The 15,491-nt window shown below is 64.0% G+C and carries 17 protein-coding genes; 7 read left to right on the forward strand and 10 right to left on the reverse strand.

Going from position 1 to position 15,491, the window contains the following annotated elements:
- Positions 1 to 23 precede the first annotated feature (23 nt).
- Positions 24 to 1,379: an aldehyde dehydrogenase family protein gene (locus M2334_RS12630; RefSeq protein WP_264594908.1), complete on the forward strand. Its 1,356-nt coding sequence runs from the start codon at positions 24 to 26 to the stop codon at positions 1,377 to 1,379.
- Positions 1,380 to 1,459: 80 nt separating this feature from the next.
- Here M2334_RS12630 and M2334_RS12635 read toward each other — a convergent pair whose 3' ends face one another.
- Complete coding sequence (locus tag M2334_RS12635; RefSeq protein ID WP_264594909.1) at positions 1,460 to 1,822, reverse strand: DUF6491 family protein; 363 nt, start codon at positions 1,820 to 1,822, stop codon at positions 1,460 to 1,462.
- 114 nt (positions 1,823 to 1,936) lie between these two features.
- On the reverse strand, positions 1,937 to 2,530 hold the full coding sequence (locus M2334_RS12640; RefSeq protein WP_264606087.1) for a thymidine kinase: 594 nt from the start codon (positions 2,528 to 2,530) through the stop codon (positions 1,937 to 1,939).
- Positions 2,531 to 2,780: 250 nt separating this feature from the next.
- Here M2334_RS12640 and M2334_RS12645 point away from each other — a divergent pair, with 250 nt between their 5' ends.
- The 3 genes from M2334_RS12645 to M2334_RS12655 all read left to right on the forward strand — a co-directional run bounded on the left by M2334_RS12645 (position 2,781) and on the right by M2334_RS12655 (position 3,705).
- Positions 2,781 to 2,987, forward strand: a complete 207-nt coding sequence (locus tag M2334_RS12645; protein WP_181558994.1) for a cold-shock protein — start codon at positions 2,781 to 2,783, stop codon at positions 2,985 to 2,987.
- Positions 2,988 to 3,092: 105 nt separating this feature from the next.
- Positions 3,093 to 3,428 carry a DUF6481 family protein gene (locus M2334_RS12650; RefSeq protein ID WP_181558993.1) on the forward strand — a complete coding sequence of 112 codons (336 nt, stop codon included), beginning with the start codon at positions 3,093 to 3,095 and terminating at the stop codon, positions 3,426 to 3,428.
- 67 nt (positions 3,429 to 3,495) lie between these two features.
- The gene (locus tag M2334_RS12655; RefSeq protein WP_181558992.1) at positions 3,496 to 3,705 is read left to right on the forward strand and encodes a hypothetical protein; all 210 of its coding nucleotides are present in this window, start codon (positions 3,496 to 3,498) and stop codon (positions 3,703 to 3,705) included.
- Positions 3,706 to 3,719: 14 nt separating this feature from the next.
- Here the strand turns inward: M2334_RS12655 and M2334_RS12660 are convergent, their stop codons facing one another.
- The 7 genes from M2334_RS12660 to rimP all read right to left on the reverse strand — a co-directional run bounded on the left by M2334_RS12660 (position 3,720) and on the right by rimP (position 10,875).
- Positions 3,720 to 4,373: a glutathione S-transferase family protein gene (locus tag M2334_RS12660; protein ID WP_264574693.1), complete on the reverse strand. Its 654-nt coding sequence runs from the start codon at positions 4,371 to 4,373 to the stop codon at positions 3,720 to 3,722.
- Between the two features lie 106 nt (positions 4,374 to 4,479).
- Positions 4,480 to 4,869, reverse strand: a complete 390-nt coding sequence (gene rbfA, locus M2334_RS12665; RefSeq protein ID WP_264574692.1) for a 30S ribosome-binding factor RbfA — start codon at positions 4,867 to 4,869, stop codon at positions 4,480 to 4,482.
- Between the two features lie 29 nt (positions 4,870 to 4,898).
- The gene (gene infB, locus M2334_RS12670; RefSeq protein ID WP_264594912.1) at positions 4,899 to 7,478 is read right to left on the reverse strand and encodes a translation initiation factor IF-2; all 2,580 of its coding nucleotides are present in this window, start codon (positions 7,476 to 7,478) and stop codon (positions 4,899 to 4,901) included.
- 67 nt (positions 7,479 to 7,545) lie between these two features.
- The gene (locus tag M2334_RS12675; RefSeq protein ID WP_264605601.1) at positions 7,546 to 8,217 is read right to left on the reverse strand and encodes a DUF448 domain-containing protein; all 672 of its coding nucleotides are present in this window, start codon (positions 8,215 to 8,217) and stop codon (positions 7,546 to 7,548) included.
- Between the two features lie 263 nt (positions 8,218 to 8,480).
- Positions 8,481 to 8,711 (reverse strand): tautomerase family protein, encoded by a 231-nt coding sequence (locus M2334_RS12680; RefSeq protein ID WP_181558987.1) that lies wholly within the window; start codon positions 8,709 to 8,711, stop codon positions 8,481 to 8,483.
- A complete protein-coding gene (gene nusA, locus M2334_RS12685) occupies positions 8,711 to 10,318 on the reverse strand; it encodes a transcription termination factor NusA (RefSeq protein ID WP_264594913.1) in 1,608 nt (535 codons plus the stop codon). Before nusA ends, M2334_RS12680 begins: the two co-directional genes overlap by 1 nt.
- Positions 10,319 to 10,323: 5 nt before the next feature.
- The gene (gene rimP, locus M2334_RS12690) at positions 10,324 to 10,875 is read right to left on the reverse strand and encodes a ribosome maturation protein RimP (protein ID WP_181558985.1); all 552 of its coding nucleotides are present in this window, start codon (positions 10,873 to 10,875) and stop codon (positions 10,324 to 10,326) included.
- A 566-nt stretch (positions 10,876 to 11,441) separates the two neighbouring features.
- Between rimP and M2334_RS12695 the strand changes: the two genes are divergently transcribed.
- The 3 genes from M2334_RS12695 (at position 11,442) to M2334_RS12705 (ending at position 14,780) form a co-directional block, all read left to right on the forward strand.
- Positions 11,442 to 12,176: a PEPxxWA-CTERM sorting domain-containing protein gene (locus tag M2334_RS12695; protein WP_181558984.1), complete on the forward strand. Its 735-nt coding sequence runs from the start codon at positions 11,442 to 11,444 to the stop codon at positions 12,174 to 12,176.
- 199 nt (positions 12,177 to 12,375) lie between these two features.
- Positions 12,376 to 13,503, forward strand: a complete 1,128-nt coding sequence (locus tag M2334_RS12700; protein WP_264594914.1) for a PQQ-dependent sugar dehydrogenase — start codon at positions 12,376 to 12,378, stop codon at positions 13,501 to 13,503.
- 116 nt (positions 13,504 to 13,619) lie between these two features.
- Positions 13,620 to 14,780 (forward strand): PQQ-dependent sugar dehydrogenase, encoded by a 1,161-nt coding sequence (locus M2334_RS12705; RefSeq protein WP_264594915.1) that lies wholly within the window; start codon positions 13,620 to 13,622, stop codon positions 14,778 to 14,780.
- 24 nt (positions 14,781 to 14,804) lie between these two features.
- On the opposite strand, the gene M2334_RS12710 is transcribed toward M2334_RS12705, so the two are convergent.
- On the reverse strand, positions 14,805 to 15,488 hold the full coding sequence (locus M2334_RS12710; RefSeq protein WP_264594916.1) for a Fe2+-dependent dioxygenase: 684 nt from the start codon (positions 15,486 to 15,488) through the stop codon (positions 14,805 to 14,807).
- Positions 15,489 to 15,491 lie beyond the last annotated feature (3 nt).

Raw genomic sequence — 15,491 nt, forward strand, 5'->3', positions numbered from 1 at the left:
AATCCAATATAGGCGAGTGATCCATGACCGGCACCCAGCAGACTGCTTCCCAGATCTCCGATGACATTGCCCGCGTTTTTGCCCTGCAAAAGGCGAACCAGTGGAATGTCAAAGCCACCACCGCTGCCGAGCGTCGCCTGAAGCTGACCAAGCTTAAGGACGCGGTCGCGTCCCACGCCGACGAGATCGTCGCGGCGGTGCTGGAAGATACCCGCAAGCCCGAGCCGGAAATCCGCGTGACGGAAGTGCTGAACATCCTCGGCAACATCCAGCTCATTCTCGACAATCTCGATGACTGGATGAAGCCGACCGAAGTCACGCCCTCCAAGGTGGAGACCGACCGCGCCCAGATCATCTATGAAGCGCGCGGCGTCTGCCTGATCCTCGGGCCATGGAACTTTCCGCTCGGCCTCGTCTTCGGCCCGCTTGCCGCTGCCGTCGCGGCCGGCAATTGCTGCATCCTCAAGCTCACCGACCTGTGCCCCGCCACCGAGAAGGTCGCCGCCAAGATCGTGAAGTCGGTCTTCGAGGAGAATGAGGTTGCCGTGTTCGAGGGCGATGTCAGCGTCGCCACCGCACTGCTCGACCTGCCGTTCAATCACATCTTCTTCACCGGCAGCACGCGGGTCGGCAAGATCGTGATGGCCGCCGCCGCCAAGCATCTCGCCAGCGTCACGCTGGAGCTCGGCGGCAAGTCGCCGGTCATCATCGATGAAGGCGCGGACGTCGAGAAGATCGCGGCCGATCTCGCCGGCGCCAAGCAGTTCAACGGCGGCCAGGCCTGCATCTGCCCGGACTATGTGTTCGTGAAAGAAGACCAGAAGGCAAAGCTGGTCGAGGGCTTCAAGGCGAACGTCGAGAAGAACCTCTACGAGAACGGCCAGATCAAGAAGCAGGGCATCGCCCAGGTCGTCAATCAGGCGAATTTCAACCGCGTGAAGGGCCTGTTCGATGATGCCGTGGCGCAGGGCGCCACCGTTGCCGCGGGCGGCGTGCTGGAGGCGGAAGACCGCACCATCCACCCGACCATGCTGACCGACGTCAATCCGCAGATGAAAATTCTCCAAGAAGAGATTTTCGCGCCCATTCTGCCCGTGATGACCTACGACAATCTCGATCAGGCGATCAGTTACATCGAGGAGCGCGACAAACCGCTCGCGCTGTATATCTACAGCAATGACGAAGCCAATGTGCAGAAGATCCTCAACCGCACCTCGTCAGGCGGCGTGACCGTGAACGGCGTCTTCTCGCATTATCTGGAGAACCGCCTGCCCTTCGGCGGCGTCAATGGCAGCGGCATGGGCAGCTATCACGGTTATTTCGGCTTCAAGGCCTTTAGCCACGAGCGCGCGGTGTACATCCACCAGACGGCCGCCTGAAAACGCGACCTGAACATTGGCGCGGAGCGGAGGGGCAGCCCCTCTCCGCTCCCGCATCCCGCGCCGACGGAGGAGCGGGCTTACTTCTTCTTCGGGGGCGGCCCGCTCTCGACAAGCGATTTGAGCGGGTAGCGCGTGCCGGCCACGACAATCGCGCCGAACCGGTCGAGCCGATCGAGGCCCTTGGTCTCGAAGCCGATGGATTGGGCAAAGGGCAGGTCCGGTGCGCCGGTCATCAGCGTCGCCAGATACCATTGCCCGCCACTGGCCTGCACATAAATCTGATCGTCACTGACCGCCTGCCAATCGCGAATGCCGCGCTGGTCGACAAAGGGGATCGACGCTTCCTTGCCGGCGCCCGCTTGCGCGGTCGGCTGGGCAATGACGGGCGCGCCAGCCAGCAGCAGCGCGCTTGCCAGCATCGCTTTTCTGAAATGGGTCATGGCGTGCATCCTTCCGATAATGATGTGAGTCCGGATCATGGCGTTACAATAGCATGACGCGCGTGAAGCGGCGATGAACCGTTCGGCGCTGCATGATATCGCTTCATCGCAACTCTAGAATCGCCGCATCGCATCGCTGAAATGCCGTCGGCACAGCGCGACATAACGATCATTGCCGCCGATCTCCGTCTGCGCGCCTTCCCGCACCGCCTCGCCGCGCTCGTCCACCCGCAGGTTCATCGTCGCCTTGCGCCCGCAGTGGCAGACGGCCTTGAGCTCGACCAACGTATCGGCAATGCCGAGCAGCACCGCCGAGCCAGGGAAGAGCTTGCCCTGAAAATCGGTGCGCAGCCCGTAGCACAGTACGGGAATGCCCAACTCATCAGCCACGCGCGCAAGTTGCCAGACCTGTTCTGGCGAGAGGAACTGCGCCTCATCGACCAGCACGCAGGCAACCGGCCCTTCAAGATGCGCCGCCTGGATGCGCCCGTGCAGATCGGTCACGGCATCGAAGCTGTTGGCGGCAGCGCGCAGGCCAATCCGGCTGCCGATGCTGTCCACTGCTTCATCATCACCCTCCCGCGCTGTCCCCTGCGCCGTCCAGAGCATCGTCGCCATGCCCCGCTCGCGATAATTGAAGTCCGCCTGCAGCAGATTGGTGGACTTCCCCGCATTCATCGAGGCGTAGTAGAAATAGAGCTTGGCCATGCCACAGCTTTGCCTGCGCGGCGCCTTTTCGACAAGCGGGGAGACGCCGCGCAGGCCACGCCCGGCCATGACCGGCCCTTTCGCTTTCTATTCCAACGCCATCGTGCTACACCATGCGGGCTTAACGTCGCCTTTGACGGATATCGGACCGCTTCAGCGTCCCCCTTTGTCCCCATCTAGCCTCACGAAGCCGGGACGCGCGAATGCATCGCGCGTGCCCGATTACCATTTGGGAACAAGGATACCCAATATGACCATCGGAACAGTCAAGTTTTTCAATGCCGACAAGGGCTATGGTTTCATCGCGCCGGAAGACGGCGGCAATGACGCCTTCGTGCACATCTCGGCCGTCGAGCGCGCCGGCATGCACACCCTGCAGAAGGATCAGCGCATTTCCTACGAGCTGGAAAATGACAAGCGCGGCAAGGCTTCGGCCGTGAACCTTCAGGCTGTCTGAAGATAAGGGCTGCCCGACGACCGGGCAGTTTGAAGATACAGGGCCGGGCGGCATCGTCGCCCGGCCTCCTCGCCCAAAGTGGCGAAACGGAGCTGAATTCTACGCATGAAAAAATACAAAGAGCCGGACTTTCAATCACGCATTGCTGCCGCAGCCGATGCCCGCAACGAAGTGATGGCAAAATTGCGCACGCGCGCCCCGGTCGATCCGGAAGTCGCTGCTGCCCGCGCCGCTGCCGCACAGGCACAGGAAGCCGCCCAGCAAGAAAAGCATCGCCTCGCCCGGCTGGCCGCGCAAGAGCGCAAGGCCGCCAAGCAGGCCAAGGCTGAGGAAGCCGCCGCTGCAAAGGCAGCCAAAGAGGCAAAGAAAAAGCCCGAACTTACCGAAGCCGAACGCAAGGCCGCCCGCGACGCGCGCTACCTCGCGCGCAAGAACCGATAAGATGTGGGCCTGCGCGGTTCCGCGCCGCGCAGACTTCACTCACCCCCCTTTCCGCCGGGAGCCGATAATGAGCCGCGAGACGATCAAACCCTTCCTCATCACCAAGGACGATGGCGGCAATTTCCGCCTGACGGTGCGCGAGACGCGCTATAATTCGCAGGGCTATCCGCTGGTCACCTCCACGCTGCAGGACGAGACCTTCACGACGGCCACGCAAGCCCGCGCCTTCGCGCGTGACACGTTCAAGGCAGAGCCGGGGCAATACGCCACCAAGTGACGGCGTCGCCCGGCTCAGCGAGCCGTGGATTGCCTCTCGAACACCGCCCGCTGCGACGCGAAGGCACGCTGGAAGGCGGGCCGCGCCTCGCCGCGTGCGACATAGGCTGAGAGAGCCGGATAGCCCTTCAGCAGATCCGAGCTGCCGAGCCGCCGCAGCACCGTTATCATCATCAGATCGCCCGCGCTGAATGCACCGTCCAGCCACGCGGCCTCGCCGAGCCGCGCGGAGAGGTCATCCAGCCGCGCCCGGATACAGCCTTCCAGCATCGGCAGGCGCGCGTCATACCAATCCTTGTCGCGATCGACATGCCCGGCCGTCTCGCGCTCGAGGATCGGCGGCTCCACCGTGCTGAGCGCGGCAAACATCCACGCAATCGCGCGCGCCCGTCCGTCCATATCGGTCGGCAACAGACCGACATGCCGCTCGGCAATGTGGAAGACGATGGCGCCGGATTCGAACAGAACCAGCCCATCCTCCTCATAAGTCGGGATTTGCCCGAACGGCTGGCGCATGCGGTGCGGCGGCTGCTTCATCGCCGCGAAGGAGACGAGGCTCACAGCGTAGGGCTGCCCCACTTCCTCCAGCGCCCAGCGGACCGGCATGTCGCGCGCTAGGCCACGGCCGCGATCCGGCGAACTCTCAAACGCAGTAATCGTAATGGTCATGGCAATGCCCCCGGACGGACGCATGATGCCCGTGCAAGCGGCGCTCGACAATATCAACCGGATCAGCCCGGCGCGCGAACGATCAACGGATCATCACGCCGGGCTCTCACTCCTCTTCGTCGACGATGTCCTGCGCGACCTTGGGTGAGCGCAGGATCGCATCGATGTGGCTGCCTTCCTCGAAGCTCTCATCGCTGAGGAATTTGAGCTTGGCGGCGAACTTCATCTTCACGCGCTTGGCGACCTCGCGCTGCAGATAGGCGGTGTTGGTGCGCAGTGCCTTGAGCACCACCTCTTCATCCCGCCCCAGCAACGGCTTCACGAAAACTGTCGCATGGCGCAGATCGGGCGACATGCGCACTTCCGTCACCGTCACGACGTGACTGGCGAGCACATCGTCATGCACGTCGCCACGCTGGAGCACGTCCGCCAGCACATGGCGCACCTGCTCCCCCACCCGCAGCAACCGGACGGAAGGTTCCCCCGAACCGCTCATGACTTACCTCCTTCGCGGCGCGCCGGACGTCAGAGCGTCCGTGCGCGTTCCTCGACTTCGAAGAGCTCGAGCGTATCGCCGACCTTGATGTCGTTGGTGTTCTCGAGCACCGCACCGCACTCCATGCCGGCCCGCACTTCGGACACGTCGTCCTTGAAGCGCCGCAGCGAGGCGATGGTGGTTGCCGAGACGATGACATTGTCGCGCGTGAGGCGTGCGTTGACGCCCTTGCGGATGACACCATCCTGCACCAGCAGGCCGGCCGCCTTGTCCTTCTTGCCGGCCGGGAAGACCTGCAGGACCTGTGCGGCACCGATGACCGTCTCGATGCGCTCCGGCGCAAGCTGGCCGGCCATTTCGCGCTTCACTTCCTCGATGAGGTCGTAAATCACGTCATAATAACGCAGCGAGACCTTGTCGCGCTCGGCAAGCTGACGCGCCTTGGCATTGGGACGCACGTTGAAGCCGATCAGCGGCGCACGGCTGGCGGCGGCCAGCGTCACGTCGCTCTCGGTGATCGCGCCCACACCGGAGTGGAGCACGCGCACCTTGATCTCATCCGTGGAGGCGCGGGTGAGCGATCCGATGATCGCTTCCACCGTGCCCTGCACGTCGCCCTTGATGACGACCGGATATTCAATGACCTGCGTGTTGAGCGCCGAGAACATATGCTCGAAGCTCGTCGGGGCCGCTGTGGTGCGCTTGCGCGTCGCCAACTCCTGACGATAGGCCGCGACCTCGCGGGCACGCGCCTCGCTCTCGACCACGCTGAGCTGGTCTCCCGCCATGGGCACGCCGGCAAGGCCAAGCACCTCGACCGGAACCGAAGGCCCTGCTTCCTTCACCTGCTGGCCCTTGTCGTTGACCATGGCGCGGACCTTGCCCGAATGCTCGCCGACGACGAAGATATCGCCGACCTTGAGCGTGCCACGACCCACGAGGATCGTCGCGACCGGACCACGGCCCTTGTCGAGCTGCGCTTCCACGACCGTGCCTTCAGCGGCGCGTTCGGGATTGGCCTTCAACTCCAGCAGTTCGGCCTGCAGCAGGATCTTGTCGATCAGGTCATCAAGGCCGGTGCGCTTGAGCGCGGAGACTTCCACGTCCTGCGTGTCGCCGCCCATATCCTCGACGATGACTTCATGCTCGAGCAGACGCTCGCGCACGCGCTGCGGATTGGCGTCCGGCTTGTCGACCTTGTTGATCGCCACGATCATCGGCACGCCGGCGGCCTTGGTGTGGTTGATCGCCTCGATGGTCTGGGGCATCAGCCCGTCGTCCGCCGCGACCACCAGGATGACGATGTCGGTGACGTTGGCGCCGCGTGCGCGCATCTCGGTGAACGCTTCGTGACCCGGCGTATCGAGGAAGGTGATGATCTCACCACCCTTGGTCTTCACTTGATAGGCGCCGATATGCTGGGTGATGCCGCCCGCTTCGCCCGCCACCACATCGGTGCCGCGCAGGGCATCGAGCAGCGAGGTCTTGCCGTGATCGACATGGCCCATGATCGTGACGACCGGAGGACGCGTGACCAGCGATTCCGCAGCATCGACGTCGCTCGCGGTATCGATCTCGATATCGGAATCAGAGACGCGCTGGATGCGGTGGCCGAATTCCTCGACCAGCAGCTCGGCCGTATCCTGGTCGATCGTCTGGTTGACGGTGACCGCCATGCCCAGCTTAAAGAGCGACTTGACGAGGTCCGCGCCCTTTTCGGCCATACGGTTGGCGAGTTCCTGAACGGTGATCGCCTCCGGCACGATGACATCGCGGGACTGCTTCTCGCGCGGCTGTGACGAGCCGGAGAAGTGCGAACGACGCTCCTTCTCGCGGGCACGGCGCAGCGCGGCGAGGCTGCGCGCGCGGGCGCTGTCATCATCGGCGAGCGCACGGTTGACGGTGAGCTTGCCAGCCTGACGACGATCGTCGCCACCCTTCTTGCGCTCGACCTTGGCCGGTTCCGGACGCTTGATGACCGGCGCGGCCACAGGCGTGAAACGACGGGGCGCGGGACGCTCGGGCGTCGCGCCGGTCGCGGCCTTGGGAGCCTCTTCGGCAGGTGCCGCGGTCTCTGCAGCCGCAGGTGCCGCCGGAGCAGCCTCTTGCGCGGGCGCCTGGGCAGCTTTCGCTTCGGCTTCCTGGCGCTGGCGCTCGGCTTCTTCCTCCGCGCGGCGATTGTCCTCAGCGCGGCGCTTCTCTTCCTCGGTCGCGGCCAGGCGGGCGGCCTCTTCACGGCGGCGCGCATCTTCCAGCGCGGCCATGCGGGCTTCCTCGGCCTCGCGCAGCAGCTTGGCCTGCAGCTCCTGCCGGCTCATCAGGCTATCCGTCGAGGAGGCGCGCGGTGCCGGCGCCGGGGTCGGCGCAGGACGGGCAGCGGGCGGCGGCGGCGGTGCCGGCGGCGCGACGGGCGCGGCCTGCTCGGGCACGGCGCGCGCCGTCTCTGCCTCACCGGGTTTGCCGATGACGCGACGGCGCTTCACCTCAACGACGACCGTATTCTTCCGGCCGTGGCTGAAGCTCTGCTGCACCTGGCCGGCCTCGACCGTCCGCTTGAGACCAAGCGGTTTACGGCCCAGAGTCGGCTTGTCTTCCCTATTGTCACTCATCGACGCAATCTAACCCTTCATCTTCCATCCGGCGCACCCCCGCAGAGGTGACCCGAGTCGTTCGTCCTCACGCCAGAGGCGCGGGATCATCGTCCATATGCCTGACGACTGCCGAACCGGAGCTCGGCGCCGCGTTAGCGCATTCCAGATAGTTTTGCCAGCGACCGAGCAGACCGGACAGGCGGCCTGCCGCAGCAGCGTTTGTCACCGCGATATGGACGACATTGTTTCTGCCCAATGCCATAGATAGGGCGTCGCGGTCCACCGGCAAGCGTGTGCCGGCAAATTCCTCGCCTTCCCGCTCCTCGCCAACCCGCCACGCCTGATCCAGCTTGCGCACCCCGTCATCGCCGGCATCCGCCGCGTGGAGCAGCATGCGGACCTGTCCGCGCCGGGCCGCGACATCGATCTTGTCGAAACCGGTGGCGAGATTGGAAGCCTTGGCCTCCAGCCCCAGCCGCGCCATGAAATCATCGCGCAACGCAACCGCGATCCGCTCGGCCAGATCGTCCGGCACGGTAAGCGGCTCACCCTTAAACGCCCGCGCCAATGCGCCGCGCAGCCGGCCCTTGACCATGGCCTCCTCCAGCGTCGCGCGATCGACACCCAGCCAGGCGCCGCGCCCCGGCGCCCGCGCGCGGACATCCGGCAATACGTCGCCATCGGGCGAAATAGCCAGGCGGATCAGCGCCGCGGGATCGGCGTGGGTGCTGGAGAGAATGCAGCGACGCTCAGACATGGGCACCTCCTGTGAGTTGCCCGTTCAAAATCACTGCACCCGCCTCCCGTTCGTGTCGAGTTCTTCGACTGCCCGCAGGCGGGCGCTCAGGATAAACTTCAGCCGAAAGGCTGAAGTCGAGACACGCGAGCGCAAATCCATTGTGTCTCGACTTCGCTCGACACGAACGGTGAGGTGGCAAGAATGCGCTAGACAACACAGTCCAGCCCCCCGCTTCCGCAGGAGCAGCCGGGCGCGCAGCGATGATTGGAAGCCTCAGCCTCTCATTGGGAGGAATTCGCAGCATCGGCGACCTCCCTTTGCGCGGCTTCCCGCTCGGAAACGAGGATGCCCGCAGCGCCCCAGTTGTCCGCCGACACCTCATCGATGACGACGAACACCTGCTCGGGCCGCTTGCCGAGGCGATCGACCAGCGAGCGCGTGACATCAGCGACCAGAGCCGCCTTCTGTTCGCGCGTCACGCCTTCGATCACCTCGATCTTCACATAGGGCATCAGGCGTTGCCTTCCACTTCATCCTCAGCGGCGCCCTCTGCAGCGGGCTCGTCTTCGAACCAGTGCGCGCGGGCCGCCATGATGATCTCGTTGCCCTGCTCTTCGCTCAGGCCATATTCGGCGAGAATGCCGCCCTTGTCCTCGGAGACTTCGCGGCGGCGACGCGGGTCGTTGCGCTTCTTGGCCACCAGCTCGTCGGTGGCGAGATCGGCGAGATCGTCCAGCGTCTTGATGCCGGCCTTGCCCAGCGTGACCAGCATGGCCTCGGTGAGGTGGGGCATCTCGGCCAGCGCATCGTCAACGCCAAGCCCACGGCGCTCTTCGCGCGCGGCCGCCTCGCGACGGTCCAGCGCTTCCTGCGCGCGGCTTTGCAGCTCCTGCGCCAGCTCGTCGTCAAAGCCCTCAATAGAGGCCAGCTCGTCGATGCTGACATAAGCAACTTCCTCCAGCTCGGTGAAGCCTTCGGCCACCAGCAGCTGCGAGAGCGTCTCGTCCACGTCCAGCTCGTTCTGGAACATCTCGGAGCGCTGCACGAACTCGCGCTGACGCTTCTCGCTCGCGTCCGCCTCGGTCATGATGTCGATGGCCTTGCCGGTGAGCTGGCTGGCAAGACGGACGTTCTGGCCGCGACGACCGATGGCGAGGCTGAGCTGGTCGTCAGGCACCACGACCTCGATGCGCTCTTCTTCCTCGTCGATCACCACGCGGGCGACCTGAGCGGGCTGGAGCGCGTTGACGACGAAGGTCGCCGTGTCCTCGCTCCAGGGAATGATGTCGATCTTCTCGCCCTGCATTTCCTGCACGACAGCCTGCACGCGGCTGCCCTTCATGCCAACGCAGGCGCCGACCGGATCGATGCTGCTATCGCGGCTGATGACGCCGATCTTGGCGCGCGAGCCCGGATCGCGGGCGGCGGCCATGATGGTGATGATGCCGTCGTAAATTTCGGGCACTTCCTGCGCGAACAACTTCTTCATGAAGTCGGGGTGCGCACGGCTGAGGAAGATCTGCGGGCCACGGTTCTCGCGACGTACATTGAGGATCAGCGCACGGACGCGATCGCCGACGCGCACGACTTCGCGCGGGATCTGCTGGTCGCGGCGGATCACACCCTCGGCACGGCCAAGGTTCACGACCACATGGCCGAACTCGACCGACTTGACGACGCCGGTGATGATCTCACCCACGCGATCCTTGAATTCCTCAAACTGGCGCTCGCGCTCGGCATCGCGCACCTTCTGGAAGATCACCTGCTTGGCGCTCTGTGCGTCGATGCGACCGAGGTCGACGGGCGGCAGCGGATCGACGATGAAGTCGCCGATCACGGCATCCTTCTGAAGCTTCTGCGCGGCCTTGAGGTCGACCTGCTTGAAATAGTCCTCGACCACCTCGACCACTTCGACGACGCGCCACAGGCGCAGGTCGCCGGTCTCGGGATCGAGCTTGGCGCGAATGTCGTTCTCGGCGCCGTAGCGCGCCCGCGCGGACCGCTGGATCGCGTCTTCCATCGCCTCGATGACGATGGCCTTGTCGATCATCTTCTCGCTTGCCACCGAATTGGCAATGGCAATCAGCTCGGCCTTGTTGGCGGAAATGGCGTTGGCCATGAGAGTCAGTCTTCCTGTTCCTGGGTGACGATTTCGTCCGCGCCCTCGGTGGAGAGCGGGACAGTAGCAGAAATCAGCGCATCGGTCAGCATCAGCTTGGCGCTGTCGATATTGGCAAAGTCCACGACGATGCGGCCGGCCTTGGGATCATCGACCAGCACCTGCTCGCCCTCGATGCCCGCAAGAATGCCGCGCACCTGCTTGCGGCCATCCTCCATGGGCGTCACGAAATGAACGCGTGCCTCATGCCCGGCCCAGTCGCTGTAGTCCTTGAGGCGGGTGAGCGGCCGGTCGATACCCGGCGAGCTGACCTCCAGACGATAGGCGTCCTCGATGAGCACATCGCCCGCTTCTTCCAGCGCATCGAACTTGTCCGAGATGCGGCGCGAGAGGCTGGCGCAATCATCGATGTTGAGCTGGCGCGTATCGGGCCGTTCAGCCATGATCTGCAGCGTCCGGTCATCGCCCTGGCCGAAGAGCAGCACGCGCACGAGATCGAGCCCCAGAGCCTTCGCCTCCGACGCCACAACCGTCTCGATCCGCGCAATATCGCTCATTCGCACTCCCTATGCCTGCGCCTCGTCCGGACATGGACACGCGACAGGGTTTCGCCGCCGGCCCCTCTCGGCGCCGACCCCAACTTCGCAACGATGTCAGGAAAGCAAGGGCCATATAGGCGGAGTCGCAGTTGAAGGCAAGCTGCATGGATCTGCTCAGCACTCAGATGAGACGCTTTCCCTCGTCAGTCTCTACGCTATCGAAAACCGTGCCTGTTCTGGCCTTCGGCAGAAAAAATCCGCGCCCGACGTCTTTAGAAGAAAGAGGGTCTTCGCGACTGTAAACAACAGAATCCAGCAAATCGAACGATTTAGGTTGGCCGCACGGCCCCACCAGCCCGCTCCACTCAGGTGGAACTGTTCAATTTCGGGTCACAATTGATGGTTAACCGATCATCAACATCTTTGACAGGACTGAAACGGAAAAGATATCTCCAAGACCTCAGGTGGGGTGACCTTTGACAGATGCAAAGCGCCAGATGGGCCCGGATTACCGGACTCCCGTCATGGGCGCACGCATTTCCGGGGCAAAACCTGAAAGTTAATATCTGTGGGAGTTATAGATCATGTTTCACAAGTCTTTCAGGAAAGCCGTACTGCTGTCGGCTGCGACCATTGCCGCGACGGCGATGCTGCCGGCGTCCGCCTCGGCAGCCACCTTCTTGCTGACCAGCGGCGGCAATAGCGATGGCTCCATCGGCAACGTGCGCACCTACACCGGGTCGGACGGCACCAAGCTGGAAGTCACGGCTTACAGCCTCAACGACACGACCCTGTCGAAGGCTGCCGTCGGCGCCTACACGCCTGGCCTCGGTGTCCTCAATGGCCCCAACGACGACTCGCACACGGTCGACAATAACGGCTATACGGACATCCTGGTGTTCCAGTTCGACAAGATGGTCACCGTCGATAAGATCGGCCTCGTGAGCTTCGGCGACACCGACATCAATTATGCTATCGGCAGCACCAACGTGGCCTTCAACAGCACGTTCACGATCGCGAACTATTCCACGTTCACGTCGCTGTTCGGCACCTCGATTTACTCGAGCGGCAACGGTCAGGACCAGAACCGTGATATCAATCCGAACAATCTGTCCGGCAACCTGTTCTACGTGGCTGCCGCCTTCAATGACAGGCAGAGCAACGACAGCTTCAAGGTCAACGGTATCACTTACGCCGTCACGCAGACGTCGGCTCCGGTTCCTGAGCCGGCCACCTGGGGCATGATGATCTGCGGTCTGGCCGTGACCGGCTACGCCATGCGTCGCCGCAAGACCAACGCGACCATCAGCTTCGCCTGATCGTTCAGGAAAAGTCGATATGAGAAAGGGGAGCTTCGGCTCCCCTTTTTTGTCAGCATCTCGGGCGTGGGTGAGGCCCGCCACTCAAGCTGCGTTCTGGCGGGCGGCGCGCGCCAAGCTCTTGTTATAGAACGGTCTACCGCCAAGCCGCTCTTGTCGCTATGGTCGGATATCCCACCCTTCGCCGGAGATCCGCCCCATGAATGTCCGTAAGCTCGGCCTGACCTGTGCCGTCAGCCTCGCCATTGTCGCCTGCGGCAGCGCGTCCGCGCCCGATGAGGTCAAGGCGGCAAGCGGCGCACCGTTCCAGACCACGGAAGTCGCGCAGTTCGCCTCGCCATGGGCCATGGAGTTCCTGCCGGACGGGCACATGCTGGTCACGCAGAAGGAAGGCACGCTGATCCTGCTCGACCCGCAAAGCGGCCGCAAGCAGACGGTGAGCGGCACGCCCAGCGTGAAGAGCGACGATCAGGGGGCGCTCATGGATGTGCGGCTCGCCCCGGATTATGCGACCAGCAAGACGATCTATTTCAGCTTCTCGGAAGCCGCCGAGGGTAAGAAAAGCCGCGTTGCGCTGGCGACTGCGAAGCTGGACCCGACAGCGGCTGCGCTGAGCGATGTGCGGGTGATCTTCCGGGGCGATGATCGCTCGGAGAAGGGCGGCCATTATTCCGGCCGAATCGCCTTCTCGCTGGACAAGACCCATCTCTTCTTCACTGCTGGTGACCGCCAGTTGATGACGCCAGCGCAGGAGCCGGGCACGACGCTCGGCAAGGTCCTGCGCCTCAACCTCGATGGCAGCCCGGCAGCCGGCAATCCGCTCGCGGCCAAGGGCTTCCACCCGGCTGTTTGGTCCTACGGCCACCGCAATCTGCTCGGCATCGCCTTCGATGCCGATGGACGCCTATGGGAAATGGAAATGGGGCCGCGCCATGGCGATGAGATCAACCTGATCAAAGCCGGCCTCAACTATGGCTGGCCCAACGCCTCCATGGGCAACCATTATGACGGCAAGGCGATCCCCGATCATCAGCCGGGCGACGGCTATGAAGCGCCCAAGGTCTTTTGGGTGCCGGCCATCTCGCCCGGCGGGCTGGATTATTACAATGCCGACCTCTTCCCGCAGTGGAAGAACTCGCTGTTCATCACCGGCCTCTCCGGCAAGTCGCTCGACCGCATCGCGCTCGATGGCGAAACCGCGACCAAGGTCGATCACTGGGACATGGGCGCGCGCATCCGCGCGGTACGCGCCGGACCGGACGGCGCGATCTGGCTGCTTGAGGACGGAGAAAATGGCCGCCTCCTCAAGCTGACGCCCGCAGCCTGATCCAGCCGCGCGCCGCTTCGCGCTCGGTCAAGGCGCGCGCGGCCTCGGTCATTGCTCCCGGCCGGCCCACCGCTTATGGGCCGGCGGAACAAAAGACCGACTGGAGAAGAGCGCCTATGTCATTCCGTCCGCACCGCATCGCCCTGGGGGCGGTTTTGGCCCTGGGCGTCGCATCGCCCACGCTCGCCCAGACCGCCCCCGCGACGCCGCCTGCGGCCCCGGCCCCGGCCAAAGTCGATCTCTCCCAATTGCCTTTCACGATCACCGAGGTCGCAACCTTCGATTATCCCTGGTCGATGGCCTTCCTGCCGGACGGCAAGCAGCTGGTGACCCAGAAGCGCGGGGCGATGGTCCTTTTCGATCCCCGCACGGGCGACAAGACGGTGCTGCTGGGCACGCCGACCGTCGTCAGCGAGGGCCAGGCCGCGTTGATGGACGTGGTGCTCGCACCGGACTTCACCGCCAGTCGCCAGATTTATTTCAGCTTTTCCGAACCCGGCGAAGGCAAGGAAACCGGCACCGCGCTGGCTACCGCCACGCTTGATGAAGCAAGCGGCGCGCTCAAGGATGTCAAGATCATCTTCCGCGCGACGCCCAATATGGTGAGCGGCGCCCATTATTCCGGCCGCATCGCCATCGCGCCGGACAAGCGCAGCCTGTTCTTCACCAATGGCGAGCGCGCCAAGTTCGACCCGGCGCAGGACCCCAAGTCGACGCTCGGCAAGGTGCTGCATCTCAATCTGGACGGGACACCCGCCGCGGGAAACCCGCTGGCGGCCAAGGGCTTCCATCCCGCCATCTGGACCTATGGCCAGCGCAATCTGACCGGCCTCGCCTTCGATGCGAATGAGCGTTTGTGGCAGGTGGAAATGGGCCCGCTTGGCGGCGACGAGCTGAACGTCGTCAAGGCCGGCGGGAATTATGGCTGGCCAACCCGCTCCTATGGCGACCATTATGACAAGCGCCCCATCCCGGACCACAGCGCCGATGACGGGTTCGAGAAGCCCAAGCTCTACTGGAACCCTTCGCTCGCGCCGTCCTCGCTGGCTTATTACAATGCCGACCTGTTCGCGGGTTGGAAGAACTCGCTGTTCATCACCGGCCTGTCCGGTCAGGCGCTTGTTCGCATCTCACTTGACGGCGAGACGGCGACCAAGGCCGACCATTGGCGCATGGGCATGCGGTTGCGCAACGTGCGGGTCGGGCCGGATGGCGCGCTCTGGCTGCTCGAAGACAGCCCCAAGGGCCGGATGCTCAAGCTGACGCCGAAAGGCTGAGCGAGTCTGAGGGCGGTCGCTGGCCTAAGCGTCCACCCAGCGGCGCAGCAGATTATGATAGACCCCGGTCATGCGGATCACTTCGGCATGACCCTGCCCCAGCGTGGCGGCCAGTTGCTGGATGCTGCTGTCGAGATCGAACAGGATCTGCCGCTCACCGTCGTCGCGGATCATCGATTGCAGCCAGAAGAAGCTCGCCACCCGGCGGCCGCGCGTCACCGGCTCCACCCGATGCAGGGAGGATGACGGGTAGAGCACGGCATGGCCGGCCGGCAGCTTGACCTGCTGCACGCCGAATTGCGTCTCGACTGTCAGTTCACCGCCATCATAAGCCTCGGGCGGCTCGAGGAAGATCGTCATGGACAGGTCCGAACGGACGCGAAAGCCGGTGCCGGCCTGGATCCGCACGGCATTGTCGACATGCACGCCAAAGGACTGCCCACCCGCATAGCTGTTGAACAGGGGCGGAAAGATCTTGAGCGGCAGCGCTGCGGCAATGAACAAAGGATTGCGGCCCAGCGCGTCGCGGATGATCTCGCCGGCCTGTTGGGCCTGCGGCGCCTCCTCTGGCAACTGAAGGTTGTTCTTGGCCAGCGCCGACTGATGGCCGGAGGTGACGTTGCCATCTACCCACGCGGCGGAATCGATGAGATCACGCACCTTGGCGAGCGTCGGCCCGTCGAGCACCTCTGGAATGGGGATCAGCATGAA

The sequence above is a fragment of the Sphingobium sp. B11D3D genome (assembly GCF_025961755.1).
In the GTDB taxonomy this organism is placed as follows: Bacteria; Pseudomonadota; Alphaproteobacteria; order Sphingomonadales; family Sphingomonadaceae; genus Sphingobium.